This window comes from Patescibacteria group bacterium (assembly GCA_041659765.1).
Classification (GTDB): Bacteria; Patescibacteriota; Patescibacteriia; order UBA9934; family UBA9934; genus JAGORL01.
On record JBAZXR010000001.1, the window covers coordinates 740353 to 766196 of the forward strand.

A 25844-nucleotide genomic window follows, 5' to 3' on the forward strand; every position below is an offset into this window, starting at 1 on the left:
TTCACACGTCTAGAGCTCCGCCAAGCGGAGCTCTTTTTCTTTACAAGTTCGCCGTTTTTTGCTACAATCGCCCTGCTTGGAAAGCAAGACAATCGCCCCGTAAAAAGGGAGGAAAGTCCGAACACCCGTGGTGCAGCAATGCATCATTGAGAAAAGGCGTTGCTAACAGCAACCGGGAAAAAGTGATGCCAGTGAGGGACTGGATGGCGGCTTCGCGCTGTCCCCCACAGGCCTCAAGAAGCCCAGGGAAAGTCTTTAGGAAACGTAAGAATCCTGAAGGTCAAGACTTGCGGGAAACCGCAGGAAAGACGCAACAGAGACTATGATACCCGTCTAAGGCGCAAGCTATGGCGGAGTACAGTGAAAAGTGAGGAGCCCACTCCTCTCACCCGCGTGGCGACGCGCGGGTGCGGCAAACCCGCCTTGGTGCAAGAGCAAATTAGGTAGCTCGCATGAGTCTGATAGCAATATCAGAACTAGAGAGATGATTGTCACGAATCGCTGTGCACGAATGCGCACAGAGGCTCGACAGAATTCGGCTTACTAGCTTTCCAGCCTGAAAAACCGTCCGCAAGGGCGGTTTTTCATGTTAAAATGAGCCAAGCTATGAAGCGTATAGATTTGGCTTTTGCCGCTCTCTTTGTTCCACTCGACTATCTCATGCTTCTTTTAGCTGGGACGGCTGCCTATGCCTTGCGTTTTGCACCGGTGTTCACGGCCTTCAGACCAGTTACCTTTGAACTTAGCTTCAGCGAGTTTTTAGCTCTCGTCCTCCCGATTGCCGCCATTTATATCCTGGTTTTTTCGCTCTCCGGCCTTTATAACATCCGACCCCGAAGTATTCCGGGCGAAGCGGTTCGCGTCATCGTAGCTTCTGCGGCAAGCATTGCCGTGGTTCTCGCTATTGCCTTCTTCTCGCGTGAACTCTTTGATTCTCGATTTATTGTGCTCGCAGCCTGGGTGTTTTCGGTTGTCTTTCTACTCGTCGAGCGGCTCTCGCTCCGCCTACTCCAACGGACACTGCGGCGATTCGGCTATGGCGTGCAATACGTTGCGGTGATCGGCAAGACGAAGAATGCAAATGAACTCGTAGCCTACTTCGGAGAGCATCGTGCGCTCGGGTATGTAACAAGCTACCACACAGCGCACTTCAATAACGACACAGCAGATCGTCTAAAACGATTGAAAAATGAAAACAAACTCGATCTTATTCTTCTTGCGAATACTGAGGCCGAGCGGTCAGAAGTTACTTCGATCAAAACTTTTTCTGATGTAGAGCATACGTCCTTCATGTACACGGCTGATTTGTTCCCTGGCAGCACGCTCCGGCCGATTGTCTTTACCTTCGGCGGCAGCCCCGTGATCGAGGTGCCAAAGACCCCACTCGATGGCTGGGGTGCAATCTACAAGCGAAGCTTCGACATCATGGTATCGCTTCTCCTCATCATCGCTACCCTCCCCCTACAACTCTTGATCGGGCTCGCCATCTTCATCGAGAACCCGGGGCCGATTTTCTTCACCATCAAGCGCGTGGGTATGCGTGGAAAACCGTTCCCATTCATGAAGTTTCGCTCGATGATCAAGAACGCACATAAGTTGCGATTTGATCCAAAGTTTATTGAAAAATACGGCAACGAACGCGAAGGCACGCCACTTTTCAAGCTGGCCGACGATCCTCGGGTTACACGAGTTGGTCGATTTATCAGAAAGTGGAGCTTGGACGAGATTCCCCAGTTTTACGCCGTCTTCGCTGGCTCCATGAGTCTCGTTGGACCTCGACCCCACCTGCCTGAAGAAGTGGCTCGCTATAAACCCGGCGAGCGGCGCGTTTTGACCATTAAACCGGGCATTTCTGGTTTATCCCAAATTAGCGGGCGGGCAAACCTTGACTTTGAAGACGAAGTCCGCCTAGATATGTACTATATTGAGAACTGGAGCCCCTGGCTGGATCTCATTATCCTAATCAAAACACCGATTGCTGTGCTTTTTAGGAAAGGGGCATATTAGGAAAGTCTTATGCGTGTTGCGCTTGTCCATGACCATTTAATTCAGCACGGAGGCGCTGAACGTGTTCTTTCCGCGCTCCAGGCCATCTTTCCTGAAGCGCCTACCTACACGCTTTTTTTTGATCGTGATGCCATGAAGGCAGATTTTGGACACAAAGATATTCGGACTTCTTTTCTCCAACATATTCCCGGTGGCAAACGTTTCTTCCGCTATCTTCTCCCCCTCATGCCTTCAGCGACCGAGAGTTATGATCTCTCGGGTTTCGACGTCATCATTTCTTCGGCCAGTGCCTTCGCCAAAGGTATCGTGACGCCCACGGATAGCGTTCACATTTCATACTGTCATACGCCAACGAGATATCTATGGAGCGACGCCCAAAGCTACGTCGAAGAACTCAATGCGCCAAAGATTGTGAAGTGGGCACTCCCGCCGGTTATTTCATTGCTTAGACTTTGGGATAAAGCTGCTGCAGACCGAACCGATCTGTTCATTGCTAACTCGAAAACCGTTCAGAACCGCATCAAGAAGTATTACCGCCGCGAAAGCGAAGTTATTAATCCGCCGGTTGATACCGCACGCTTCTTTGTTTCGAATAACCCTAAACATTACTACCTCGCTGGCGGACGTCTTGTGTCCTACAAGCGGTTCGACCTCGTCGTCGAGGCGTTTACGAAGCTCGGGCTCCCACTCAAAGTCTTTGGCTCGGGTCCGGCTGAGGAATCGCTCCGCAAAATCGCCGGGCCGAATGTCGAATTTCTTGGTCGAGTATCTGACGATGAACGCACGCGCCTGTTTGCGGACGCAATCGCCTTCATTAACCCGCAAGAAGAAGATTTTGGCCTCACGGTTGTAGAAGCGATGGCAGCGGGCCGGCCGGTTATTGCGTATCAGAAGGGCGGAGCGACTGAGACCGTTATCGAAGGCGTGACGGGCGTGTTCTTCAATAAACAAACCGTCGACGCACTCGACGAAGCCGTGAAGAACTTCGACGCGACCAAATTCGATCCCGCAAAAATTCGACAGCACGCTGAAACCTTCTCAACTGAAAGATTCCGCAGAGAACTTCTCGCTTTTGTAGAAAACGCGTATCGTAAGGCGTATGAAGATCGCCATTGATGGCCGATCCTTGCTGGACGAACGCCTGACAGGGGTTGGTACATACACACTGAATCTCATCACTTCCCTGGCTGAACTGGCTCCCCGGGATGAATTTCTGGTTTTTGTAAGTGGCTCATTTCATACCCGGAACAGAGCACCCATTTTCAAGGCGACGAATATTAAGTTAGTCGAGGCCAAGATTCCTAATCGCCTTCTTTCCCTGCTCTTGATTCTTCCCTTGTCACCAATTTCCCTCGATTCTTTCCTCCCGGAACACGTCGATGCCTGGTTATTCCCCAACCACGATGCCATCGTTACTCACCGACCGTATATATTTACGGTTCATGATTTGAGTTTCATTCATCTTCCACGGTTTTTTTCTAAAAAAGACAAGCTGGTTCGCAAACTACAGAATATTAAAGCGATCGCAACAGAGGCCAGACACATTCTTACGCCCTCACGGGCGACTGCTGACGACGTATCGTCCATCTATCACCTCCCCGCTGAACAAATTACCATCACTCCACTCGGCCTAGACCACACCCATTTTGTCCCCCGCGAACAGCCTTCTGACCGCACTTTCAGGGCCGCCTATGATCTTAACCGACCGTACATTTTAGCCGCCGCAACGATCGAGCCGCGTAAAAACTTCGAAAGCGTCATCGAGGCCTACGATGCTTTCCGTTCCCGCGGCGGCGAAGCCTTGCCGCTCGTGATCCTAGGCAAACCAGGATTTGGATTTGAGCGCGTTAAAAAAACCGCCCAAGCGGCCATGTTTGCGGACGACATCCGCTTCCTTGGTTTTGTCCCTGAAAAACATAAACCTGCGCTCTTCCGCGGAGCTTCATGCTTTCTTTTTCCCTCTTTTTACGAAGGCTTCGGTCTTCCGGTTCTAGAGGCCATGGCTTCCGGGGTTCCCGTCATCACTTCTTTTACCAGCTCCCTCCCTGAAATTGCCGGAGACGCCGCTCTTTACGTTGATCCATTCAATGTCGAGGACCTCACGCGCGCTCTTCAAATACTTTTTGATCCCACAGACGGCAAAACCCTGCGCGACCTGCTCACAAAAAAAGGCATCCAACGTTCAAAGCTGTTTACCTGGGAAAAAACCGCTCAAAAAACCCTCCAAGCACTTTGGCAGCTCGAACACAAAAACTAGTTAGCCGCCACAATCCCCTTCCCCTCGGCAAATTTATCTTCAGGTAGCGCAGTGGTGAGGGCGTCTGCTTCTTTTTCTATTCTATTTGACGTCGTCGAATCCGTGACGCGGAGCGCACTACCGGAGAGGATTTTCATGACTTTACCCACGTCTGCTGCGGTGGGAGTGGCTTTAACGTAGAATTTCGCATGAATAACCGCAGCTTCCTTGGTAATGCCAGTCGCATCGAACCGAACTATGTTTGCGCTCGCATCATACGTTACCTTGCCAAGGTCTGAGGCTACATTACCGGCAAACGTGACGCCAGGAGGAAGCGTGGCCGTAACCACCAGGTCCTCGAGCGGATGTAGTGCGTGAGGAATAGTCCACATGACTTCAAACGTAGTTCCAGAACCAACGGCCGGTGGCAACGGACCCTCGCCAATAGGCGCGCCATCCGTTGAAAAATAGTGGGCAGAGGCAGTCAGAGCAACCGCAGCGTTTATATGAACGGTTAGCGGCGATGATTGAATCGTCGAACCAGCCACAGTCGCGCGGGCGATAACCGTAAAGGTGTCGACATCGGTCGGTGCAAGCTCGGCCTTCACGGGAAACAGTAAGTTGAAGCTCTTTTTATCGGCCGGGTTTATCACACCTATTTTCTTGGCATCAAATATTACGCCGTCCTTATTCAGCACTCCCCCGTCCAGGCTAGCCTTTGACCAGGTGATTGGAACACCGGTTCCAGGCTGGAAATCAAGCGTAACAGCCGCATCAGACAGTGGCGTTGTGCCCGTATTTTCTAATCTATAACCAAGCCTGAGCGCGTCGCCAGGCGCAACCGAGGTATCGCCTGATAAGCCGTTGCCAACAAGGGTTAAACGAAGCGCACCACCGGAAACGTCCGTCGGAACCATACCGGCCGCCTGCACAAGAGTTTTCGAGTCTATACCCGTGCCAACTGGCAGGGAAACCTCGGCCTTCATCTGTTCTACGTCCGTCACATCAGAAGCGAACGAACCGCTCACCGTGATTGAAACCTCCTTACCGGCATCGATATTCTCAAAAGTCCACTTAGGACGCTCACCGGCACTAAAGGTAGGGGTGCTCTTGGCGACCGTAAAACCCGTAGGAGGAGAGAGAGTGACTACCGCGCCCTTAACGGGGAGCGATCCAGAATTAGTCACCTTAACCACATAGGCCAGGACAGCTCCGGGAGTGGCCTTCTCTGGACCGGTAACACCAAGCGCTAGCACGCTTGATTTTGTACTAACAGAGGCCGTAGCAATCTGGGAAAAGTCTGAACTAAAGTTAGCTGGCTTATACCCGGCAATAGCTTGCACGGTGTTAGTCGACGGCGTAGTAACGATCCATGTTCCCTCAATGGAAATAACGCCCTTGCCATGGGCAGCCACACTCCCAAGTGTAAAAATAAGTTCCTTTTCATCAAACGGGACCGGGTCCATTCTTGTAACTATAAAAGACGGCGGCAAATTAACGTTCACCTCTAGCTGAGCGAGCGGGATATTCTCCGGATTCTCATACGGCACCTTAATAGTGACCGCCTCCCCACTCTTTATCTCAACTGGCATTTCGACCGCCAACACAAGTGGAGCGTAGCCCTGGTTCATGAACCAACCACGGGAAGACAAAACAGTTACAGCAAAAATTAATACGGCCGCGAAGGCCAGCCAGCCGACAATTCTCATTAACCAATAAGTTAAACGTGACCCACCCGGAGTAACGACGGATAGATCCTCCGGAGATTCGCCATAAATAGCCCGCAACCCTTCATCCATGTCCGCCTCCTTCTCTTGAGTGGACCGAACACGCTCGCCTTTTCCTGGAGGGACGATCTTTTTTACCGGATGGATATGTATGATCTTCTTGACCATATCTTAGGGCTGGAAAAGCCAACCAAAGAAGGAATCGCGCTCATTAGTAGCCACGCCAGTGACGTTAGAATTAGCGTCTGAGCTGGTCCAAATAACTTCTACCGCGTGTGGGAGCGAAACCCGCACATCTGTTCGGCGATTTTCTACACCCGACTGTTTTTGAACAAACAATGAGTAAGGGACTGGACTGGTAGCGGCAAACATACCAGTCGCCTTTGCGAGCGAGACTTTGAATGGCAGTTTATAGGTGAAGGTGACGGTTGAAGAAGTGCCGGGAGCAGTCTGCACCCAGTTGCCAAAGACGGTCTTGCCATTTTCATTCCAAACATCTGTACCGGTAGATTCATCCTTGCCTATATCCTGCATGTTAAGCGCCAAATCTTCATCTGTTGAGAGCGGAACATCACTCTTCTTAAAGAGTGCCTCGGCGGGCGGGGTAAAACCGGAAGCGTTCATGATCTGACTGCCTTCCGGAACATATAAACGTATGTAATCCACGTTATTCACGCCACGGAAGAGCTCGCTCTTCATACCGCGGTGAGTGCGCGTGACAGTGACCGTATTCACAACAGTTCCGTCTTCGCTGATCTCAACCTCAACATTCGCCTGTTCATCAATCACCCCATCAGTTTTTCCTCCGCCCAAGTTTGTATCAACAATCATGAGCGAGTCACCCGTAGTCTGCTTCAGGCTACCCGTGAAACCGAGTTTATCCATGGTTGCCTCCAAATCATTCTGCGAGAAATACACCATGATGTCTTTTTCCTGCAGACCCTGGCCAACCAAACTCAACACCTTGGTCAAGGTTGGAAAATCAGCATCTGTCACGCGTTTCAAGAGAAGCGGGGCGAGGTCGCCAATGAAGGCCTTAGGCTTGTTAGCACTCTTGTCGTATTCAAGTTCGACGATCTTTTGAGTTTCAATTAAAAAGTTATCGGCATTGATCGTTCTCTTGTATTGCGGCATGTCCACCGGTCCAACAATCTTTAAGAGGTCCACAATAAATGAGGCATTAACCGCAATCACCCCGTCCATAGTGGGTCCGCCAGAATGCTCCTGGAACCAGAGCATCTTCTTAGCCGAAGTGGGAAAATCAGGAAACCAGTTGGCGTCTTGGAACTCCCAGCGCGGACGCAGGAGGTGCATTGGCCCAGGTGCGGCAACGTATTCGGTTAACTGACCCTGCGCTGAGTACGAACCACCGCCCGGAACCGATAAGCGCTCGATGACTCCGTTTTTTACGTCGAGTTCTGCGAAACTGCCGACGAATCCGCCAGTCGCTCGAATTTCAGTGTTATTCTGGAAAGCTGCCAGGTATCGGACTTCGCCCTTGCCCCCGAGGATGATCGTGAGCGCGTTAGTAAACTGCGTAAACTCATGGAGCGCACTGGCGAGTGCGGGAACGGTCGATTTCAATTCGTGGATTTTTCCGGCGTATTCCTCCGGCATTGAGCCTTCATCTATCTTTTGGATTGCTTCAGCTGCCGTAATGACATGCGGTTCCGCACTACCGACATACGTAGAGAGCAAATCAATCTTGTCGACCACGGTTAATGACTTCTTGCCTGCAATGTCCTGCCCAGCGAGCGATAAAATCTCCGCCGTGTTAGCTAACTCCTCCCCCGCAGTTGCCAGATGCCGTACTGAACTCATGGTCCGCTCAGTCTGAGGAATAACACTGGCCGCCGCGGTCACCACGGCATGCATACTATTCAGCGAATCCTCAGCGTTGGCGAAATCTTCGGCAGCTTTTGAGAAATCCTTACCGGCAGAAGCAAAATCCTTGCTTGAAAGACTGGTCGCACCTCTCAAGAACGCATCGAGCGCGGTCGAACCATTGCTCTTCACGGAATCGGTAGTCGAGCGCACGTTGGCATACACCTGCGCGGCATGGAGCGGCGCAGAAATGAATAGCGCCAAAAGAACAAATGACGCCAGCGCGCGCTTGGATGAGAAAACTCGAGCGATACGAGCCGTCAGATCAGCCAAAGGAGTAACCGCAGAAAAGACTTCGGCGACCTCTATATCCTCGGTAGCGATAGGGTCGAGAATGGGAACGGCGATGGTTGTCGGCGCAGTCATCCTGAGCGCTAGCGAAGGATCTGAATGGTAACCAATCAGATTCTTCGTCGCGGAGCTCCTCAGAATGACTGAATCTTCGTTCTCTCCTTCTACCGGCACCGCATCTTCCATGAGCTGGTCTCTAAATTCATCAAAAGTAATCGCCAAAGAAACTCCCCCATCTGTCGCTTCCACCAAATCTGCCTCAGCTGATTCTTCTTCGTCGCCGTCAATTACAAGGCTAGCGCGGAGATCTGCGAGCGGGTCAGAGGTCTCCACGATTTCGCCGGGACGGGAAAGACGAACAATAAAAGGGGAAACGGTGGAATTACCGCCTCTCCTAATGCGAATTATCTTTTTTCCGTCCTCGTTTATCACAGTTAGATGCGGCGCTGGCCGTAGAGCAAATAAATTTCTAGCGTCTGCCTGGCTGCCTTCTCCCAGCTATACCTTTTAGCAAAATCGGCACCTTTTTCTTTCAAGCCAGCCCATTTCTCTGGGCGTTCAACCGCGTCCAGCATCACCTTAGCCATGTCATCAGTATCGTCCGGATCAACGTAGCGGACATAGTCTCCCAATACTTCTGGCATGCTCGACGCGTTGCTGGCCATCACCTTTGTCCCCGCGAGTAATGCTTCGACGGGTGGGATGCCGAACCCTTCGATTCTGGATGGATAAGCCAGCAGCGCAGCATGGCGATAAAGCGCACCAAGTTCTTCATCAGTTGGTAAATTGAGAAAACGTACTTCCCCGCTGCCGAATCCATACTCAAGCGCGCGCCCCTCAAGTTTCTTCCCAAACTCATCAAACTTTCCGGCCATGACGAGCTGAATTCCTGGATGACGCGCGTGTGCGCCAGCGAAGGCGTCAAGTAAAGTGTCCAAATTCTTGTGCGGATACATGTTGCCCACATAGAGAATGAACGGCTCGACGACTCCGAGATCTCTGAGTGACACTCCTCTACCTTCCAAAGGCGCGTTCACGCCGTTATGAATCACGCTCACTTTGTTTGGCTTCACGCGAAAGTGCCCCAGAATAGACCTGCGACTCGCCTCTGAAACCGTGATGATGTGGCGAGAACCATGAATGGCTTTTTCGAGTACTAGACGGTGGCCAAGCTGCTTGATTCCGTGAACCAATGGCCCGCGTGTTGTCGCCCTGGCGCTCGATGGGTCGTCAAGAAGAATCAAATCGTGGATTGTGACGATAAACGGCACGCGAGATAGGACAGGCACGTTCCAGTGCGAATAGTGCATGAAATTGACCTTGGCGTGCGCTATTTCCCTTGGCATCACCGTCTGCTCCGCAAGCGAATACCAAGGCACGTCAACCATCTTTTTTGAAAAATTCGCCCCAGTGACCACGAACTCGTGGAAGTTTTCTTTTTTGAGAAAAATAACGTACTCATTTTCATGATCAATCTTTTGCAAATTGTTCACTAATTCTGAGACATAGCGGCCAAGTCCGCCTCCCCCCGTACGTGGACCAAAAAATCGTGCGTCTATGCCTATTCGCATATCCCCATTTTATCACGGGTGGGGACAAATTGTGTTCAACTTCTATGACAGTGTGAACAAGTCGATTAACATTGACCAAGATACAGAATTAAGCTAATATACTTGTCTGTTTGGAGACAAAATGGCCGGCAACAAAACGTACGAGGATCCTCTTTCCGAGAATCACGCCCTACATCTCAATCTGCTCGTCCCAGCCTTTTCCGTGTTGATAATTATTCTGCTGGCCACATTTTGTTTTATACAGCAACAAAGAATCTACGGCCTACAGGAGACAGTCGCCGAGCAAACCATCAACGCCGCCGTGCAAGAAAAAGTTCTAGCGGCCTGGAAAAATGGCTGCAAAAAGAACCCCTAGCCCGCCCGCGCGCGGGACAAACTACCCCCTGGACAACATGTCTAGGGGTGCTTCTTTTTTTGCTAATATTAGCTACCATTTAGCTATTTCTGCTTGACAAAAGTCAGAATTTATGCTATACTAGTTATTGTGACTACACACCGCGGCGACCGGGAAATCGATCGTCCCAGGCCGCACAACAGGAGCCAGAGGTGGCTAACAACCCCAGAGATGGTCCGTAATGACCAGTGTCTAAACCCTGTTGCAGGCGTTCCACTCGATGGACGCCTAGCACAACCCATCGGAGAGATCTGATGATTCGCGCACGCGATCGACCGTAGCGATACGGCCCCCACAAGGGGCAAACCTCCTGCTGCTTGGGCTCTCCAATTGGAGGCCTCAGCACAACCTACTGACGATGATTCGAGGAATCGATGATTCGCGCACGAGACCAGCCCTAAAAAACCAATAAGTTCCGCAGACCCGGGTAAAACCGGGACCAACGACCCTCCCACAAGAGGGCATTGACTAGGTATAGGCTGTAGTGACTGAGCCATTCTATGACGGTTCCAGGCGTCTCGGACCAGCATATCCGAGCTCCTGCCTGAAATCTGCTAAATGGCCACGATCAAGAGCCCGCCCTAGCTCAAAAACGTAAGACATCAAAGTTGACCCTCGCCCCGCTGATTCGAGCTTCGTCCTATTGAGGACGTGAGCTCATCAGCGGGTGTTGCGTTTTAATTACTTAAGTCCACTTGCTTTCCGTGCCAATTTATAAATGTTGTACCAAAATTTTGAGATGGGGACATCAAAAGTTCCGGGCATGACTACAACATCTGCACCAAAACCTAATTTGAAGCGAGTAATACCATTCCAGGGATGATTCTCGTCGGCGCCGACTGGAGCAATACCCCAAAAGTCGTACATGGTCATTCCTTTCTCGACGGCGTCTTTGATCAAATGCCAATGGAGTGCGTAGGGCGCCATGACGTTCCTATTTTCGCTACTCGACGCACCATGTAGGTATGTCCGCTGACCAAAACTGTCGATCATAAGATTCGCCGCGAGCGCCTTGCCTTCAAAGTCCGCAAAGGCGAAATAGGCCTTGCACTCTCCCCCCTTGAGAACCTTTAGCATGTTCAAATATCGGTTCGGTTGATGAAGCGCGAACCCATCCCGCTTAGCCGTGTCCTTCATCAGTTCCATAAACTCGTCGAACGCCTCTTCGCGCGCAATCCGAATAGTCACGCCCTTCTTTTCCGCGAGTTTGATGTTGTAACGCGTTTTCGGTTTCATCCGTTCGAGCAGGGTGTCCGGTAAGGCGGGGTTATCAACCCCGCTCAAATCGACAATCGCCGTCGTAAACGGATGCCGTTCATGCACCAACGTAGTTCCGGCCAATTTCTTTGGCGGTTCAATCTTCAAAAATGATGCGCCGGAAAGTTCCTCTATGAGTACGTCGAGTGTGGCCTTAGCCGAAGCGTCCCCAAGAGGACCCTTGGGAATCAAAAAGTAATTTTTGCCGAATCTGAGCGGCTGTTCGATGCATTGCGCAACTACTGTCCCCTTCTTGGACTCTTCGAAAACTCGCTTAACTTTAAAACCGAGCGACTCTTGAAACTCCCCCCACTCATACGACTGCAAAAATCCGCCAAACGGCGGGAGAAAAGGGCGAACTCGATCATTCCACTCTTGCGCTGGCGTCATAGTGATCACCTCGAAAGCATCTTCAATGCACATTTTACCTTACTTTCAATAGTCGCGCCGACTACGTGGGGCATGACTTTGCGAATATCATCAGCCGAGTAACCCAAACTTTCTAGTGCCTCAGTCACGTCATCGGAATGTTCGGTCTTGCCAGTTGAGTCAGTGTCTACGAGTACACCTTTTAAATCGAGGATAATTTTCTGCGCGGTTTTCTTGCCGACGCCGGAAATAGAAGTAAAAAATGACACGTCATCTTGTTGAATATGCTTACGGAGGGCGTCGGATGAAGCGGCCGAAAGAATCTTCTGTCCCATCTTTGGACCAACGCCCTGCACGTCAGTAAAAATATAAAAAAGCTCTCGTTCGTCCTTTGTTTCAAAGCCGTAAAGATCATGTTTGTCCTCCCTAATCACCTCGGCCACAAAGTATTTCACCTTGTCCCCTACTTCATGCTTCGTTCGTGTAATCATGACGCGATAGCCAACACCACCAACGTCTACCACGACAGCATCCGATTCGTGTTCGGCGAGTATCCCTTCAATGAATGCGATCATAGTTTTACATTAGAAGCTCGTCGACGAATCTCGGCCGTGTGTTCCCCAAAATCTACCTTTGTATCGGGATTTTTAACAAGTTCGTCAATTTTCTTCATGATCTCGCCCCTGATCGGACCAATGGGCGTACCAAGAAGTTCAAAAATTTCTTCTGGCGAAAGATGCGCGTCAGCATACGCCTTTTTCACCGCCATTTTTGACGCCTTCTTCTCCCCAGCCTCCCGCGCTTCGTGCCTCTCTGGCATAGCCTCCCGCTCCGCACGGTACCAATTTAACAGAGGCGTCAGATCATGGGACTTCGTTCTGCCATCACTGTGCAAACTCCCTGCTACCGCGTCTAAGAACAAACATACAGGCGCGAGATCAAGAAACAAATCCTTATTCAGTCCCGCGCGACCAGCGAGAGCCGCAAAGGCCCTAAACTCAGCCGCACTTGGCGAAGCGGTAAACGTCGTAATGATATCCATGTGCAGCCGAATAAGCTCGGTCAACAGCTTGGCACTCGACGACGGCAGTTCAAAGTACTTCAATATCGCCTCACGGGCGTAGGCGAAAGCGGGCGACGCTCCCACGCGGTCATGGCCAAGGTAATGTACGCGTCCGAGTTCGTCGGTCTTCACGCATTCAGGTTTTCCGAGGTCATGCGCCATCACATACGCCGAAAGAAATTTCTCGTTGGTAGCAATAGTCGAGAAAAGCGAGGTCCATTCGGCAGAAAGTGTTTTTTCGCGCGCAAATTCCTCGATGGATGACGGGCCGGTCCCCGACGCCAGGACCCTTCTATCCATCAGGGTCGCTGAGCTTATCGAAGCGAGGGGCCTAGAGGTGGAGGATTGGATGGCGAACAATACAGATAAAATTCTCACGAGGTGCGATTCTACGGTCGGCCCTTCCGCATGATGCGGTGGCGTTTGCGAACAATCTACAAGCTTCTGAACCTCCGGCAGCTTCTTTGCAAGTTCAGCCACTATTTTTCGAGCCCGCTCCCCCGCTTCGGATAGCAAAACATCCTGCTCGATCCAATCGAGAAGGAAAACTCGGTCTGGCGGTGTCGATACAGGCTTTCCGAACATGAAGCTATTCTAGCACCCGTAAGATTTCCTCAACACTGGGGCCTGGTTTCTCGACGGTCGACGGATAGCCCCAGCAGCGGTCTTTGCCGAAAACGTACCCGCCGAAAGTTTCGTGCAGCTTGGGCGCAAGCGCGGTGTCTTGAACCGAAATTCGTTGGGTACCTTCAACAACCAGTGTGACGGGCGGCTCGTCGTAGTTTTCGGCGAGGATAATGGAAAGTGCCTCGCGAATTCTAGTGTCTGTCGGCGTCCCCACAATGATCACGCCGTCTCGCTCCTCTCTGGCCTCCCACGCTTTGCGTGCCTCGACCATACCTTCAGGTCGAGAACCGCCGAGTTCATCCAAAAATGACAAATAGTAGTCCATGATGCGCTTGCGATCGGCCTTTCCTATCCCCTCGCGTGATAATTCCCACACCCAACCTCTATCCATCATGCCAACGCCTTTAACAAGGAACGGATCGAAACCAAGCTCCACGAGTTTTTTGTCGCTCAAATCGAACATGACCAAGAATTGATCGAGCGAGCTCTCCTGTTTCATACGGTTCAGCCCTTCGTACCGGTGATGATCAATAATAACTACTTCGAACCCCTCTTTTTCGAGCTCTGCTTCACGTACTGGGCCGGGTGTTTCGACAATAACAACAGTTTTCGCTTCCGGGTTCGCCTTTGTGAGACGCGCTTCGAGATCTTTCTCAAGTTCAAGCTTTGCGCCATGTTGCTGAGGCGAAACCACCGTCGGAATCCCCGCGGCCTGGGCGATTTTCAAGATAAGTACGGATTCTTCGTCGTTTTTTGGGCACAGGAGGACGACTTTTGCGAGATCGATTATCATACGGGCACATCTTACCGAAAATTCCAGGATCGGTCGACGCACTGGTCGACCCCTCTCTCATATGCCCAATCTTTTTATTCTGCGAGGAATCCCTGGATCCGGAAAATCCACCTACGCAAAATCTCAACCCGGTGCAGTTATCTGTTCAGCGGATGACTTTTTTGTGCAACCGGACGGTTCGTACGCATATGACAAGTCCAAAATCCAACTGGCTCATGATTTCTGTTTCAAAAAATGCCATGACGCGCTCCACGCCGGCGAGCAAACGGTGATTATAGACAACATGAACACTACGGCCTGGGAAATCTCCCCCTACGTCATGCTCGGCCGGAATTTTGGGTATAGGGTTGAAATTCTAAACTTCCCGTGCGACCAACAAGTCGGCGTATCCCGTAATGTCCATCACGTTCCACTGAAAGATATAGAAAAAACTGCCAAACTCATAAAAACTACAAAGCTACCCAAAAGCTGGCTCCAAAGCGATGCGTGCTAATCACCTAATAGTAAACAATCAGTGGTGAATCCGGCTTCATAGAAGTCTGATTCGCGGAGTTATATTATTGCGTTAAAAAGTGCCAAGTAAAATATCCGGCCAAAATAATCACACCACATAATGTGGTTACAAGTGCAAAAGTAAGTGCCTTTTTCAAATGATCTACTTGTGGTTTAAAAGGCATGACATAAAAAAGGGCGGTAAAAAGCGCATAAACCGCCACGGAAAAAATGCTTTTTGTGGTCCAATGATGGCCGGATAAGTTTTTTAACCAATCTTTTAAACCAGCCGCTTCTTCCGCCCAAATAACTACAATAACTACGAAAAAAATAGTGATGATGGAGGAGATTGTCGAAGAAAAAATCAATTTTTGCTTATTCATAAAATTATGCGGCTACGCCCCATCTAGCGGCCGCTGACACTATGAAACCCAAGCCACCAATTAACAAACCAAGCGCCGCTACAGTTATAGTCAACCAAATAGCGTGTTTTTTCAACTGTGATCTTTCATATTCGCCCTTTGGTAAGAGCGTTATAAAAAATACTGTCATGGCCAATGGAATGATAAACAAAAAGATGTGTTCTTTTGTTTCCATTACAATTCCGTGTACCCATGGAGCTACGCCGGATTTTATTACCGGTTTTACCAACGAGCCATAATAAACTACATAATAATAACCACCAGCCAACCAGCTTAAAACGAACGCTACTAGCCCCACTAAAGAAGTAATCATCCTACTCTTAGAAGAACCGGCATTATCTTTCAATTTCCCGAGCAACCACAAAAACGCATCAATTCCTATAATTGCGCAACCAAGGTGTAAACCTATAAGTACCGGCTTACTGTGTAAGATAGCGATAATGTCCACGGGCAATATTATACAACAGCGGTTTACCTTATATTTAGAGCTGGCTTGTATCTAAGTCATCAGATCTTCTACCTAACCAGCAAATTTAATTCAGGTTCTCCATTTTTGGCCAACTTTAGCCACTTTATAGCCAGTCCCACTTGACAATGATGGGATTTTTTGCTATGATAACCCTCGTCCGCAGCGGCTCTCGAGCAATCGAGTTCACCCCCGCTTCGGCGACAAGACGAGGTGTTCGATGACGAACTATTTGCCCGAGATCACGAAGAGCGACCACGCGGTTGCTTCTCACGACTGTAAGTTCAACCATCTGTTCGACAACACGCTCGGCGAGACCGACGCGAGCTGATCACCGACACGTCGTCGGCGATAGCTACACCTATCCACCGGAGGACCATCAATGGTTCGTAACCGTGACCCGCCTTTCAACCCCGCAACCCCCGCGTATCCATAACATTCTCGCGCAATATAACGCTGGAATCTGGAACGCGGGGTTTTCTTTTTGGATGAACACCCGTCTAACCTAACAGTTTCTTCACGAACCTATCAGCCGTGATTTCAACTTGTCTGACTTCTGGTTTTTCGCCGGTCTTTAGATATCGTTCGAATGATTTGTTGTTATGCTCTAAAGCTGTCTGCTGAATGGCCTCCACCTCTTTATCTTCTGGATCTGTATTACGTATTTCAATATCCTCGCCCAAAAGTGCCTTAACTTTCGCTTCACTGCGTTTACCAAGAAGCCATGACTTCATGATGATAGTCTTGGCTGGAATCTCTCCGCTTTGTAGCTTTTTGGCGAACAGTGCAAATCCTTCAATAGTTTTGGCAAGAAACTCTTCACTCGATACCCCGGAAGCACCCAGATGAAGTGAAATAACGCCGTTTCCCTCATCGTTATAATGCACAACTGCATTCAAACGATATTTATCCGCGCCTTCCCCGCCAAACTCCTGGTCAGGATTCCACATGGCCAGCATTTCATCAGCCAAACGCAGGTTCACTAAGTTTTTTGCAAAACCCAGCGCCGTAAAATCCCCCGCTTCACAATCGTTTAATGCCCCCTCGAGCAAACTCTTGGCCTTTTCTACATTTGGGATAGCCTCATTAATTGGTTGAGAAAACCTAGCCAGATAAAAATCATGCATCCGGCGCGCCATCTCGTCGTGGTTTGATTCCGACGAATAGAGCTTCTGATAAAGCTCAAAACTGCCGGTAAATCTCTTAAATGCTGGATTGCTAACAAGCGCTTCAGCCTTCTCTTTATCTAGATCCCGCCCCTCTTCTCGCCCTTCTTCCTTCATATGACCGGATTTTACCATAATTTCCTCTTTTGGCTCATATTAGCCACAAAACATTGACAAAAGCGCGTTTTTTTGCTATACTAAACGGGTTTTCTGTTAGCAAATTTCACACCGTTTGGAGGATTTAATGGAACGTAACAAGCTTTCAATCGCCATTCCCGCAGCGCTCGTGAGCATAGCGCTCTGTGTGGCTGCCGCCATCTGGAATCACCATTTGGCGACCCGCCAACAGGATTCGCCCAAGGCCGAGCTCCAACCATTCATCAGTGGCACATGGACGTGCGAGGATCAGTCTAGCGCGACCAGAGTCGACGCCGAGGCTATCTCGGGTGATTTCGGAGACAAGATCGTCTCCGGAAGCTTCACGAGCCCGACCACGCTCGAGCTCAAGGTCCAATCGAAAGACGGGAGCGCCGCTAGCGAGAACATCCGCTGCTGGCAACAGCAGTAGCCAGACCCGTCAAAACGACAAAACCGCACCCCGAAGAGCCAATCCGGCGCTCCTCGACGGTGCGGTTCTTCTTTTAATTAACTAGTTGATCAGAAACCATAAAACGCCCGCGATACAAACTAAACCGAGAATAAGAAAAGCGTAACCAAGGATCAGGTATCCTTTCGCCGCCGTAATGGCTCGCGCATCAAAATGATATACACCAGCATAGGAAAGATGCTTAATGTACTTACGAATAAAGGCCGCTTTAGCCGTGTTAATCATGGAAAAACCAAAACTGATAGCCACGATACTCACGACTAAACCGATGACTGAGCCGAATCCGGTCATCTGCTCAAATCCGAAAAAAATAACTGGCGTTCCTAAAGTGACCGCTAGACAAAGAAATGAATACCATGCGTACCGATTGGCTCTGTACAAGTCTCGCGGTGTGAGGCGATCGTCGTATGCGTATACCTTCTTCATGTAATCCTTCTTTGTCATTTCCATATATGATCTCAGTATAAACCAAACTCCGCCCTTTTATGGCGGAGTGGTTGGTGCCGAGTTATGTGGACCCGACGGGAGTTGAACCAGTAACTCCCAGGTGATAATCCGGGGTGGTTACCAATTACCGCACGGGCCCAATGGGGAGTAGTCCTTGGCTTGGCATAAAACAAATACAAACCCCGCCAATAAAGGGGAGTTTGCTTTTGTATCACCTGGGATAAGCCCGTGCGGGTAACCTACCCGGTACATACATTCCACCATATCTCCCGGCACCCCGTCAAAACTTATCCACATTCACCTCATTTTCGCTCATTTTAGCCATAATACATTGACAAAACCTCACTTTTTTGCTACACTAAAAGGGTTTTTAACAACAGTTTGGAGGATTTCATGGGCGAACAAAAGCAAGACGGACGTATCCGAATCTTGGTCTACGGCTCCGCCATAGGCATCTTCCTTCTCGTTGTACTCTTCTTGATCGCCGCGACTACCATGGGCAAACCGTCCATAACGCAGTCCGACCATGATTCCTGGATCTGTACCGGTTGGGCGTACGACCCCTCATGGGGCTATTTCAACTGCCGAGAAGTCGACAACAACAAGCCTTCGAAGTAATCACAACAAAACCGCACCCCGAAGAGCCACACGGCGCTCCTCGACGGTGCGGTTCTTCCTTTTCTAGAACCCAACCGACAAATCCTGCTCTGCCACGCGGAAACTTGCGACGTTTGCCAGGCCTTCTTTTTTCCCGAATTCTACTTTGCTCGAAAGGGTATCGTTCTTCATGTCCTCGCCGAATTCTTCGTACATCTTCATCACTTCGGCGGAATCAGACCAAATAAACAGATGAATACGGTCGGCAATAGTCATGCCGGCGTCTTTGCGAAGGCCATTAACTTTTCGAGTCACCTCGCGGGCGATTCCCTCGCGGACTAACTCGGGTGTGAGCTTGAGATCGACCTCAACTTTAAGATCGCCCTTTTTGACAGAGGCTTTTTTGATGTTTGTTTCGTCGAGGATTACGGCTTGAAGGTCTTTACTGATCTTACCGGTCGGCGTAGTGATTTCGGCTGAACCGAGAGCCTGTTTCACGGCCATTCCAGATTCGACACGGACTTCCATGATGCGGGAAACAATCGCCCGCACCTCCCCCATCTGTTCAATGGACTTCGCACTCACCTTTTCAGCCTTTGGCCACATTTCAAGGTGAACAGAATCCTTTTTGCCGAGTTCCTGCCAAATCATTTCAGCCAAGAATGGCATGAAGGGAGCCGTCATCTTCGAGAATACTTCGAGAACATGTCGCAACGTGGCCAAAGCCTCGGCGCGGTCGTCACCATCCACTTTGACTCGGTCGCGAGAACGGCGGACGTACCACTGAGAAAGGTCTGTCACGAATGACTGGAGAACGCGGGCGGCTTCAGAAAGCTCGTAGGCTTCCATCGAGGCAGTTTCAACGGCGAGTGTCTCGTTCAAGCGAGCAAGAATCCAAGCGTCGAGGACATGTTTACCATTCGGGGCGCGACCGTCATCGTGCTCAGCGTAAAGCTTATAAAAGCTGACGCAGTTCTTCATGATCGTAATGAACTTCTTGCTTACTTCATCCACGCCAGCCTCGCTAAAGCGAAGATTCTCGGCGCGGACAACAGGGGTAGACATCAAATAGTAACGGACAGCATCAGCGCCGTACTTTTCCATGACTTCCATGGGGTCCGGGTAGTTACTGAGGCGCTTGCTCATCTTCTTGCCGTCTTCTGCGAGCACGATGCCGTTCACAATGACGTTTTCAAAAGCTGGCTTCTGGAAAAGGGCGTTCGCCAGCACGTGAAGCGTGTAGAACCAACCGCGTGTCTGGTCCTGACCCTCGGCAATGAACTGGGCAGGAAACTTGGCGTCGAATGACTCCTTGTTTTCGAATGGATAGTGAAGCTGTGCGTACGGCATTGAGCCAGATTCGAACCAGCAGTCGAGCACTTCTGGAATTCGGCGGAACTCCTTGCCGTCGCGTTCAATGACCAAAGAATCAACCACATGTTTGTGGAGGTTATCTACCTTGTGGCCGACGAACTTTTCGAGCTCTTCAGCTGAACCAATGACGATCACTTCGCCGTCTTCACTCTTCCAAACCGGCAACGGCGTGCCCCAATAACGGGAACGTGAAATGGCCCAATCACGCGCGCCCTCTAGCCACTTTCCAAAACGGCCTTCTTTCATGTTATCCGGCACCCAATTAATCTTTTGGTTGTTCTTCAAGAGCTCGTCGTTCATTTCTGAAACACGAACAAACCATGAACTCGTGGCGTAGTTCAAAAGCGGAGTGTCACAGCGCCAGCAGTGCGGGTAGCTGTGAACTATTTTCTCTTTGCCGAATAGTTTTCCGTGATGCGCGAGCCATTTGATGACTTGGATGTCGATGACCGAGTACTCCCCCTTTGCCTTCATCGGGATCCCTTCGACGGGATAGCCTTCTTCCGTCATCGGCTTGGCTACCTCGTCTACAAACTGGCCGTTCATCTTCACGTGCATGAGCGGTTTTACCTTTTCAGCCTCGCCCAACATCATGTCGTCGCTGCCAAAGCCGGGAGCGATGTGAACGGTTCCTGTTCCGTCAGTATCAGTCACGAAATCGCCAGAAACAATCCGGAAAGCGTTTCCGTGAGTAGCGAAGTACGGGAAAATGGGGCTGTACGTAGACTCCGTAAGGACGTTCCCGGCGAAAGTCTCGAGAACCTTCGGCTCCTTGCCCTTGAAAACGTGGCCGAGCCTACTCGTCGCGCAAATATAGCGTTCGCCGGATTCTTCGACGAGCGAATATTCCATGTCCGCGCCGACCGCAAGGAGAACGTTACCAGGCAAAGTCCACGGAGTAGTCGTCCAAACAAGAATCTTCGCGCCTTTGTACTTCCCGCTCGTGATTTCAACAGCAACGGTCACCGAAATATCGGTTACGTCTAGGTAGCCCTGAGCGACTTCAAAGTTCGACAAAGAAGTCTCGCAGCGCGGACAGATTTGCATGGCTTTTCTACCCTCGTAGATGTAACCCTTCTCCCAAAGTGTAGAAAATACCCACCAAATAGACTCCATGAATGGACGGTCCATGGTGCGGTACGCGTTGTCCATGTCTACCCAGCGGCCAAGACGGTTAATGACCTTTTTCCAGTCCTCGGCGTACTGTAATACGGTCGATTCACATTGATCGTTAAATGCGCCCACGCCGTAGTGCTCAATATCTTTACGGCTCTTCAAATCAAACTTTTTCTCAACAATGTTTTCAATCGGCAAGCCGTGACAATCCCAACCCCAACGGCGGTCAACACGGTAGCCGCGCATGGTCCAAAAACGAGGCACTGCGTCCTTCATGACGGAGGCGACAATGTGGCCGTAATGTGGCAAACCAGTTGCAAACGGCGGGCCGTCGTAGAAGGTGTAGGGCTTTGCTTCCGGGCGTTCGCTGACCGAGCGCTCGAAAACTTTATTCTTTTCCCAGTACTTGAGGATATCCAGTTCTTGGGTGGAATGAGCGGATTTTTTGTCGTCGGACATAGAGGTTTGATACGTGAAAGTCTAAAGGGAAAAGCCTAAAATCGCAAGTTAAGAAAAAGAAGAAGGGGCCTCATGGCGAAGCCCCTTGACGAAAGGTCTGACGGAAACGGCAAGCATGCGGGATGACGCGTTCACCCGGCAAACGACGAGTGTGCCACTTGCCGTCAATTATTGGCTCATGATGCAAGACGGCGAATTCGAGGAAGTGTAGTGAGAGCGGCCGATAGCCGAGCGCGGCGTACCGGATCTCCCAAAAACACCATTCGTAGATCATCCTCTCCGTGAGTTCAGGAGTTCCCTGAACACGTGCATGGGCCACCATAGCTGCCTTCCAGGAATAGAGGTAGCAAACCTCTTTCTTTGGCAAACAGCCCAAGTAGACAGCGATCATCGCTAGGACGGAGAGGAATCTATCCACCAGACCTCCCGGCCAATCGCTCGGCACATCCAGGTTGCAATGCGGTTGTGAGTCACGTGCCAGGACATGCGATTAAGCGCGTGAAGCGTGATGCCAAGCGGGAAAATCATGGACACCTCCAGCGCAGGAGGTTAGCACTTCTGTATACTTAAGGCAACCTATGGAGAAAACTGTCTATTTAGGAGCTGATCACGCGGGTTTTGCCCGAAAGGCCAGTGTGTTCGAGTATCTGAAGAACGAAGGACACATTGTTGAAGACCTCGGCGCCCACAAAAACGATCCAACTGACGATTATCCGGAATATGCGGCCAGGGTTGCGCAGGCCGTTCGCGAGCATCCCGGGTCGCTCGGCGTCCTCTCCTGCGGAAATGCAGAAGGCATTTGTATTGCGGCAAACAAATTCCAAGGAATCCGCGCCGGAGTGGGTTACTCGATCAAAGCTGCGGAAACCATGAGAACCGATGACGACGCGAACATCATCTGCGTTCCCGGACGACTCGACGTGAACGACGATCCGCTCGAAATCGTTCACGCCTTCCTCTCGACGGACTTCTCGGGAGCAGAAAGACATAAGAGAAGAATCGAGGAAGTAGCAAAACTCGAAAAATAACTATGGAAATCACCCCTGCCGTGCTAGCCACTGACGAACGCGATTGTCATGACAAACTCTTTCATCCAGGTCTTCGACGAGTCGCCAAACGATTCCACATCGACGTCCTAGACAACACGCTCGTACCGGGAACCTGTTGGGCTGATCCAAAAATTATTGGGTCATGGCCGAATCTGCCGGAAATTGAACTTCACCTAATGGTTACCCACCCTTCTAGGCACGCTACTTTTTGGAAAACTAAAGTTCCTACCCTCAAAAACGTCATCATTCACGCAGAATCTATTAGTGATCCAGCTAGAACCTGCGAGAAAATGAATTTCATGGGTATGTCCGTAACCATTGCAGTTAATCCAGAAACCCAAGTTGAAACATTTGATAATATGAGAAGCTGCGCCGATGAGTTATTAATCATGGGTGTCCACCCCGGAGCATCTGGCCAAGAATTCCTGGAAGAAATTGTCCTCTCAAAAATCAAACGAGCTCGGGCACTCTTTCCTGACCTATCGATCGCGGTCGACGGCGGGGTGAACACTAAGAGTATTAGAGCTATCACTGAAGCAGGAGCCAGCCGAGCGATTGCGGCCTCAGCTTTGTGGGAATCCCACTCGCCGGAAGATGCACTTGAAGAGCTAGGCCACTGTGCTATTATGAATCCATAACCCTTATATTTTCTTTTGGGTATGAAATTTACTCGAACCTTATTGGCAGCTGCGGTTATTGGCGCTTTTGGCGCTACGTCCTTTGGCCTGTCCCGCCAGCACGCTTTTGCGGTCAGCGTCTCCTCTGGAGATTTGATCCGCGGCCAAACATACGCGGCCGTGTACTATTTGGGCGCCGACGGTTTCCGCTATGTCTTCCCTAACTTCAAAACCTACAGCACTTGGTACGCCAACTTTGATACCGTGAAGTACATTTCAGATGCTGAACTGGCTAAAATCCAGATTGGCGGCAATGTCACATATCGCCCAGGTGTAAAGATGGTCAAAATTGACTCTGACCCAAGCGTGTATGCAGTTGATGCCGGCGGTACTCTCCGCCATGTAAACGGCGAAGCGGTAGCCTCGTCCCTGTATGGCGGCACTTGGAACAAACAGATTGATGATATTCCAGACGGCTTCTTCGGCAACTACAAGAAAGGTGCTGATGTAAACGGTCTTTCAGATTTCACGCCTTCAGCTGTGACCACCGCTGCCGTCAGCATTAACGGAGATAAGCATCTCCAAGCACCTTCCACCATAAATCTAACGGATGCCGGTGTTTCGCCAATTGATGTTCACATCACGGTCGGCCAGAGCGTTCGTTTCACAAACACGGGTAGTACCAAGCACACCGCTACCGGAGATGACCTCACCTGGGGTACCGGTACCTTGAACGCCGGCGAAAGCTTCATCCAAACTTTTAAGAAGGCCGGAACGTTCACCTTCTTTGATAGTTACAATTCCCAGAACACTGGCGCGGTATACGTACAGTAAGAGAAAAGGTGATAGGTGGTAGGTGGTAGGTTCAAAAGATCGGGGCACAGGCTCCGGTCTTTTGTTATATACTACGAACAACTTATGCCAATCGTTCGACAAACAACAGTGCCACTGACAGATAATAAACTCCGCGAGCTTGAGCTCTTAGCGAACACCATCCGAGAAGATCTCCTAAAGATGCTGACCACAGCCGGGAGCGGACACTCGGCTGGACCGCTTGGCATGGCGGATATTTTTACGGCGCTGTACTTCCATGTCCTGCATCACAATCCGAAACTTCCGAACTGGGAGGATCGTGATAGATTGTTCCTGAGTAACGGCCACATCGTTCCTATTCGCTACGCCACGATGGCTCATGCGGGATACTTCCCCAAGGCGGAGTTAGCAACGCTCAGAAAATTTGGCTCACGTCTTCAGGGGCATCCTGAGGTTCGTTTCTTGCCTGGTCTGGAAAATACATCTGGTCCGCTCGGCGATGGGTCTCCCCAATCGGCCGGTGCCGCCTACATTGCCAAGCTAGAAAACCGCCCCTGGCACACCTTCTGTATCATGAGCGATGGCGAGCTAGCCGCTGGAATTACCTGGGAAGCGGCCTTATTCGCAGGAAAAAACAAACTACATAATCTTACCTGGATCATCGACAGAAACAACATCCAGATCGATGGCTATACTGAAGACATCATGCCGCTCGAGCGTCTGCGCGATAAGTTCGAAGCCTTCAATTTCACGGTCATAGAAATCGATGGACACAACATTAAAGAGTTCGTTGAAGCGACTGATCGAGCCAAAGCCACCTGGGAAACACCAACGGTAATCATCGCTCACACCATCCCAGGCAAAGGCGTCAGCTACATGGAGTTTGAACCAAGCTGGCACGGTAAGACGCCCAAAGCTGGCGATGAACTAAAAAGCGCCCTGAAAGAATTACGAACCTTGGGCGGTACTATCAGGTCTGAGATGGAATAACCTAAACCTAAAATACGCAACATATGGCCATCAAAAACACATCATCAGTAGGGTTCTGGTCGGTGATCATCGGCGGAGTGCTTCTCATAATTCTGTTGGGCAGTTTTTCTTGGTTCCAGACACGCGGACACATGTTTGGCGGAAATACTCTGCTCCTTCCGGGTACCACTCGCACTATGATGGGCGGCGTGACCGTTGGCTCTAGCGGCCAAGCGGTGTCTATTGGGGCACCCATGATGGACGCCTACTACGGCACAAAATCCGCCAGCGAATCAGCCTTCATCTCGCCCATGCCGCCTGTGTATTACAACGGCGGTGACACGGCCGCTACCGCCACGCCGCGGATTATAAAAAATGCCTCACTGACGCTTGAGGTGAAGTCATCACGTGAAAGCGCCACCATGGTTGCGAATATAGCCAAGCTAAATGATGGCTTTGTCGAATCATCAAACGTGGTCGAGAACCAAGACGGTACGGTCTCCGCCTACGTCACTATCCGAGTTCCGGAAAACAAATTCGACGACACTATTTCTTCGCTCACTGGCCTGGCTCTCCGCGTGACCACGCAAACGGTCAATGGCCAGGATGTTACCGAACAATATACAGACCTGGAAGCCCGCCTCAAATCAGCCAAAGCGGTTGAGGAACAGTATTTAGAAATCCTGAAGAAAGCTACAAAGATTGAAGATATTCTCTCTGTTACCGAACGCTTAAACCAGATCCGATACGAAATTGATTCAGTAGCCGGACAAATTAAATACCTCGGCAACCAAACCACTTATTCAACTATCTCGGTTAATCTCACCGAACAAGCAAATCTTAACATTCCAGCCGGAAAATTTGATCTTGGCCGTGACTTCAAGCAAGCCGGGCAAGCAGTCATTCTGCTAGCCGAGGCCTTCCTAACCTTTGCCATCTGGTTCGTGATTATCGGTGGCGCGCTCGCTATTCCTTCGGCGGTTATTATCTTCCTGGCGTACAAGCTGATCAAAAAATTGATCCGATCGTGA

General features: G+C 50.4%; 25 protein-coding genes and 1 other RNA gene. 13 read left to right on the forward strand and 13 right to left on the reverse strand.

Features of this window, described 5'->3' with window-relative positions:
* The first annotated feature begins 76 nt into the window (after window positions 1-76).
* The 4 genes from rnpB to WC813_04020 all read left to right on the forward strand — a co-directional run bounded on the left by rnpB (window position 77) and on the right by WC813_04020 (window position 4264).
* An RNA gene (gene rnpB, locus WC813_04005) (RNase P RNA component class A) lies at window positions 77-559 on the forward strand.
* A 47-nt stretch (window positions 560-606) separates the two neighbouring features.
* Entirely contained in the window at window positions 607-2007 is a 1401-nt protein-coding gene (locus WC813_04010) for a sugar transferase (GenBank protein MFA5947158.1), read from the forward strand.
* A 9-nt stretch (window positions 2008-2016) separates the two neighbouring features.
* Window positions 2017-3123, forward strand: coding sequence for a glycosyltransferase (locus tag WC813_04015; protein ID MFA5947159.1), 1107 nt, complete (start codon window positions 2017-2019; stop codon window positions 3121-3123).
* Window positions 3107-4264, forward strand: coding sequence for a glycosyltransferase family 1 protein (locus tag WC813_04020; GenBank protein ID MFA5947160.1), 1158 nt, complete (start codon window positions 3107-3109; stop codon window positions 4262-4264). The genes WC813_04015 and WC813_04020 overlap by 17 nt, the downstream gene beginning before the upstream one ends.
* Here the strand turns inward: WC813_04020 and WC813_04025 are convergent.
* From WC813_04025 to WC813_04035, 3 genes are read right to left on the reverse strand one after another with little or no spacing between them, the layout of a single operon-like run.
* Window positions 4261-6138 carry a hypothetical protein gene (locus WC813_04025; protein ID MFA5947161.1) on the reverse strand — a complete coding sequence of 626 codons (1878 nt, stop codon included), beginning with the start codon at window positions 6136-6138 and terminating at the stop codon, window positions 4261-4263. The two genes, WC813_04020 and WC813_04025, sit on opposite strands and share 4 nt — an antisense overlap.
* Before the next feature lie 3 nt (window positions 6139-6141).
* Window positions 6142-8577: a DUF4012 domain-containing protein gene (locus WC813_04030; GenBank protein ID MFA5947162.1), complete on the reverse strand. Its 2436-nt coding sequence runs from the start codon at window positions 8575-8577 to the stop codon at window positions 6142-6144.
* Between the two features lie 2 nt (window positions 8578-8579).
* Entirely contained in the window at window positions 8580-9716 is a 1137-nt protein-coding gene (locus tag WC813_04035) for a glycosyltransferase family 1 protein (protein MFA5947163.1), read from the reverse strand.
* A 121-nt stretch (window positions 9717-9837) separates the two neighbouring features.
* On the opposite strand from WC813_04035, the gene WC813_04040 reads away from it, so the two are divergent.
* A complete protein-coding gene (locus tag WC813_04040) occupies window positions 9838-10071 on the forward strand; it encodes a hypothetical protein (protein MFA5947164.1) in 234 nt (77 codons plus the stop codon).
* A 720-nt stretch (window positions 10072-10791) separates the two neighbouring features.
* Here the strand turns inward: WC813_04040 and WC813_04045 are convergent.
* Genes WC813_04045 through WC813_04060 form a run of 4 tightly spaced genes read right to left on the reverse strand, consistent with a single transcriptional unit; the run spans window position 10792 to window position 14219 of the window.
* Complete coding sequence (locus tag WC813_04045; GenBank protein MFA5947165.1) at window positions 10792-11757, reverse strand: peptidoglycan bridge formation glycyltransferase FemA/FemB family protein; 966 nt, start codon at window positions 11755-11757, stop codon at window positions 10792-10794.
* Between the two features lie 5 nt (window positions 11758-11762).
* Complete coding sequence (gene ruvA, locus WC813_04050) at window positions 11763-12311, reverse strand: Holliday junction branch migration protein RuvA (protein MFA5947166.1); 549 nt, start codon at window positions 12309-12311, stop codon at window positions 11763-11765.
* Window positions 12308-13384 carry a hypothetical protein gene (locus WC813_04055; protein ID MFA5947167.1) on the reverse strand — a complete coding sequence of 359 codons (1077 nt, stop codon included), beginning with the start codon at window positions 13382-13384 and terminating at the stop codon, window positions 12308-12310. The genes ruvA and WC813_04055 overlap by 4 nt, the downstream gene beginning before the upstream one ends.
* Before the next feature lie 4 nt (window positions 13385-13388).
* Window positions 13389-14219 carry a hypothetical protein gene (locus WC813_04060; protein MFA5947168.1) on the reverse strand — a complete coding sequence of 277 codons (831 nt, stop codon included), beginning with the start codon at window positions 14217-14219 and terminating at the stop codon, window positions 13389-13391.
* A gap of 61 nt (window positions 14220-14280) precedes the next feature.
* Here WC813_04060 and WC813_04065 point away from each other — a divergent pair, with 61 nt between their 5' ends.
* Entirely contained in the window at window positions 14281-14712 is a 432-nt protein-coding gene (locus WC813_04065; protein MFA5947169.1) for an ATP-binding protein, read from the forward strand.
* Window positions 14713-14776: 64 nt separating this feature from the next.
* On the opposite strand, the gene WC813_04070 is transcribed toward WC813_04065, so the two are convergent.
* The 3 genes from WC813_04070 to WC813_04080 all read right to left on the reverse strand — a co-directional run bounded on the left by WC813_04070 (window position 14777) and on the right by WC813_04080 (window position 16882).
* Window positions 14777-15094 carry a hypothetical protein gene (locus WC813_04070; protein ID MFA5947170.1) on the reverse strand — a complete coding sequence of 106 codons (318 nt, stop codon included), beginning with the start codon at window positions 15092-15094 and terminating at the stop codon, window positions 14777-14779.
* 4 nt (window positions 15095-15098) lie between these two features.
* On the reverse strand, window positions 15099-15581 hold the full coding sequence (locus WC813_04075; GenBank protein MFA5947171.1) for a hypothetical protein: 483 nt from the start codon (window positions 15579-15581) through the stop codon (window positions 15099-15101).
* A gap of 518 nt (window positions 15582-16099) precedes the next feature.
* Window positions 16100-16882, reverse strand: coding sequence for a hypothetical protein (locus tag WC813_04080; GenBank protein MFA5947172.1), 783 nt, complete (start codon window positions 16880-16882; stop codon window positions 16100-16102).
* A 115-nt stretch (window positions 16883-16997) separates the two neighbouring features.
* On the opposite strand from WC813_04080, the gene WC813_04085 reads away from it, so the two are divergent.
* Entirely contained in the window at window positions 16998-17333 is a 336-nt protein-coding gene (locus WC813_04085) for a hypothetical protein (GenBank protein MFA5947173.1), read from the forward strand.
* An 81-nt stretch (window positions 17334-17414) separates the two neighbouring features.
* Here the strand turns inward: WC813_04085 and WC813_04090 are convergent, their stop codons facing one another.
* Complete coding sequence (locus tag WC813_04090; GenBank protein ID MFA5947174.1) at window positions 17415-17822, reverse strand: hypothetical protein; 408 nt, start codon at window positions 17820-17822, stop codon at window positions 17415-17417.
* A gap of 378 nt (window positions 17823-18200) precedes the next feature.
* On the opposite strand from WC813_04090, the gene WC813_04095 reads away from it, so the two are divergent.
* Entirely contained in the window at window positions 18201-18437 is a 237-nt protein-coding gene (locus WC813_04095; GenBank protein MFA5947175.1) for a hypothetical protein, read from the forward strand.
* 63 nt (window positions 18438-18500) lie between these two features.
* On the opposite strand, the gene ileS is transcribed toward WC813_04095, so the two are convergent.
* A complete protein-coding gene (ileS, locus tag WC813_04100) occupies window positions 18501-21365 on the reverse strand; it encodes an isoleucine--tRNA ligase (GenBank protein MFA5947176.1) in 2865 nt (954 codons plus the stop codon).
* Between the two features lie 70 nt (window positions 21366-21435).
* Window positions 21436-21810: a hypothetical protein gene (locus tag WC813_04105; GenBank protein MFA5947177.1), complete on the reverse strand. Its 375-nt coding sequence runs from the start codon at window positions 21808-21810 to the stop codon at window positions 21436-21438.
* A gap of 133 nt (window positions 21811-21943) precedes the next feature.
* Here WC813_04105 and WC813_04110 point away from each other — a divergent pair, with 133 nt between their 5' ends.
* The 5 genes from WC813_04110 to WC813_04130 all read left to right on the forward strand — a co-directional run bounded on the left by WC813_04110 (window position 21944) and on the right by WC813_04130 (window position 25844).
* Window positions 21944-22393 carry an RpiB/LacA/LacB family sugar-phosphate isomerase gene (locus WC813_04110; protein MFA5947178.1) on the forward strand — a complete coding sequence of 150 codons (450 nt, stop codon included), beginning with the start codon at window positions 21944-21946 and terminating at the stop codon, window positions 22391-22393.
* A 2-nt stretch (window positions 22394-22395) separates the two neighbouring features.
* The gene (locus tag WC813_04115) at window positions 22396-23052 is read left to right on the forward strand and encodes a hypothetical protein (protein MFA5947179.1); all 657 of its coding nucleotides are present in this window, start codon (window positions 22396-22398) and stop codon (window positions 23050-23052) included.
* Window positions 23053-23073: 21 nt separating this feature from the next.
* Window positions 23074-23865 carry a hypothetical protein gene (locus WC813_04120; protein MFA5947180.1) on the forward strand — a complete coding sequence of 264 codons (792 nt, stop codon included), beginning with the start codon at window positions 23074-23076 and terminating at the stop codon, window positions 23863-23865.
* Window positions 23866-23949: 84 nt separating this feature from the next.
* Window positions 23950-24834, forward strand: a complete 885-nt coding sequence (locus WC813_04125) for a transketolase (GenBank protein ID MFA5947181.1) — start codon at window positions 23950-23952, stop codon at window positions 24832-24834.
* A gap of 23 nt (window positions 24835-24857) precedes the next feature.
* Window positions 24858-25844, forward strand: coding sequence for a DUF4349 domain-containing protein (locus WC813_04130; protein MFA5947182.1), 987 nt, complete (start codon window positions 24858-24860; stop codon window positions 25842-25844).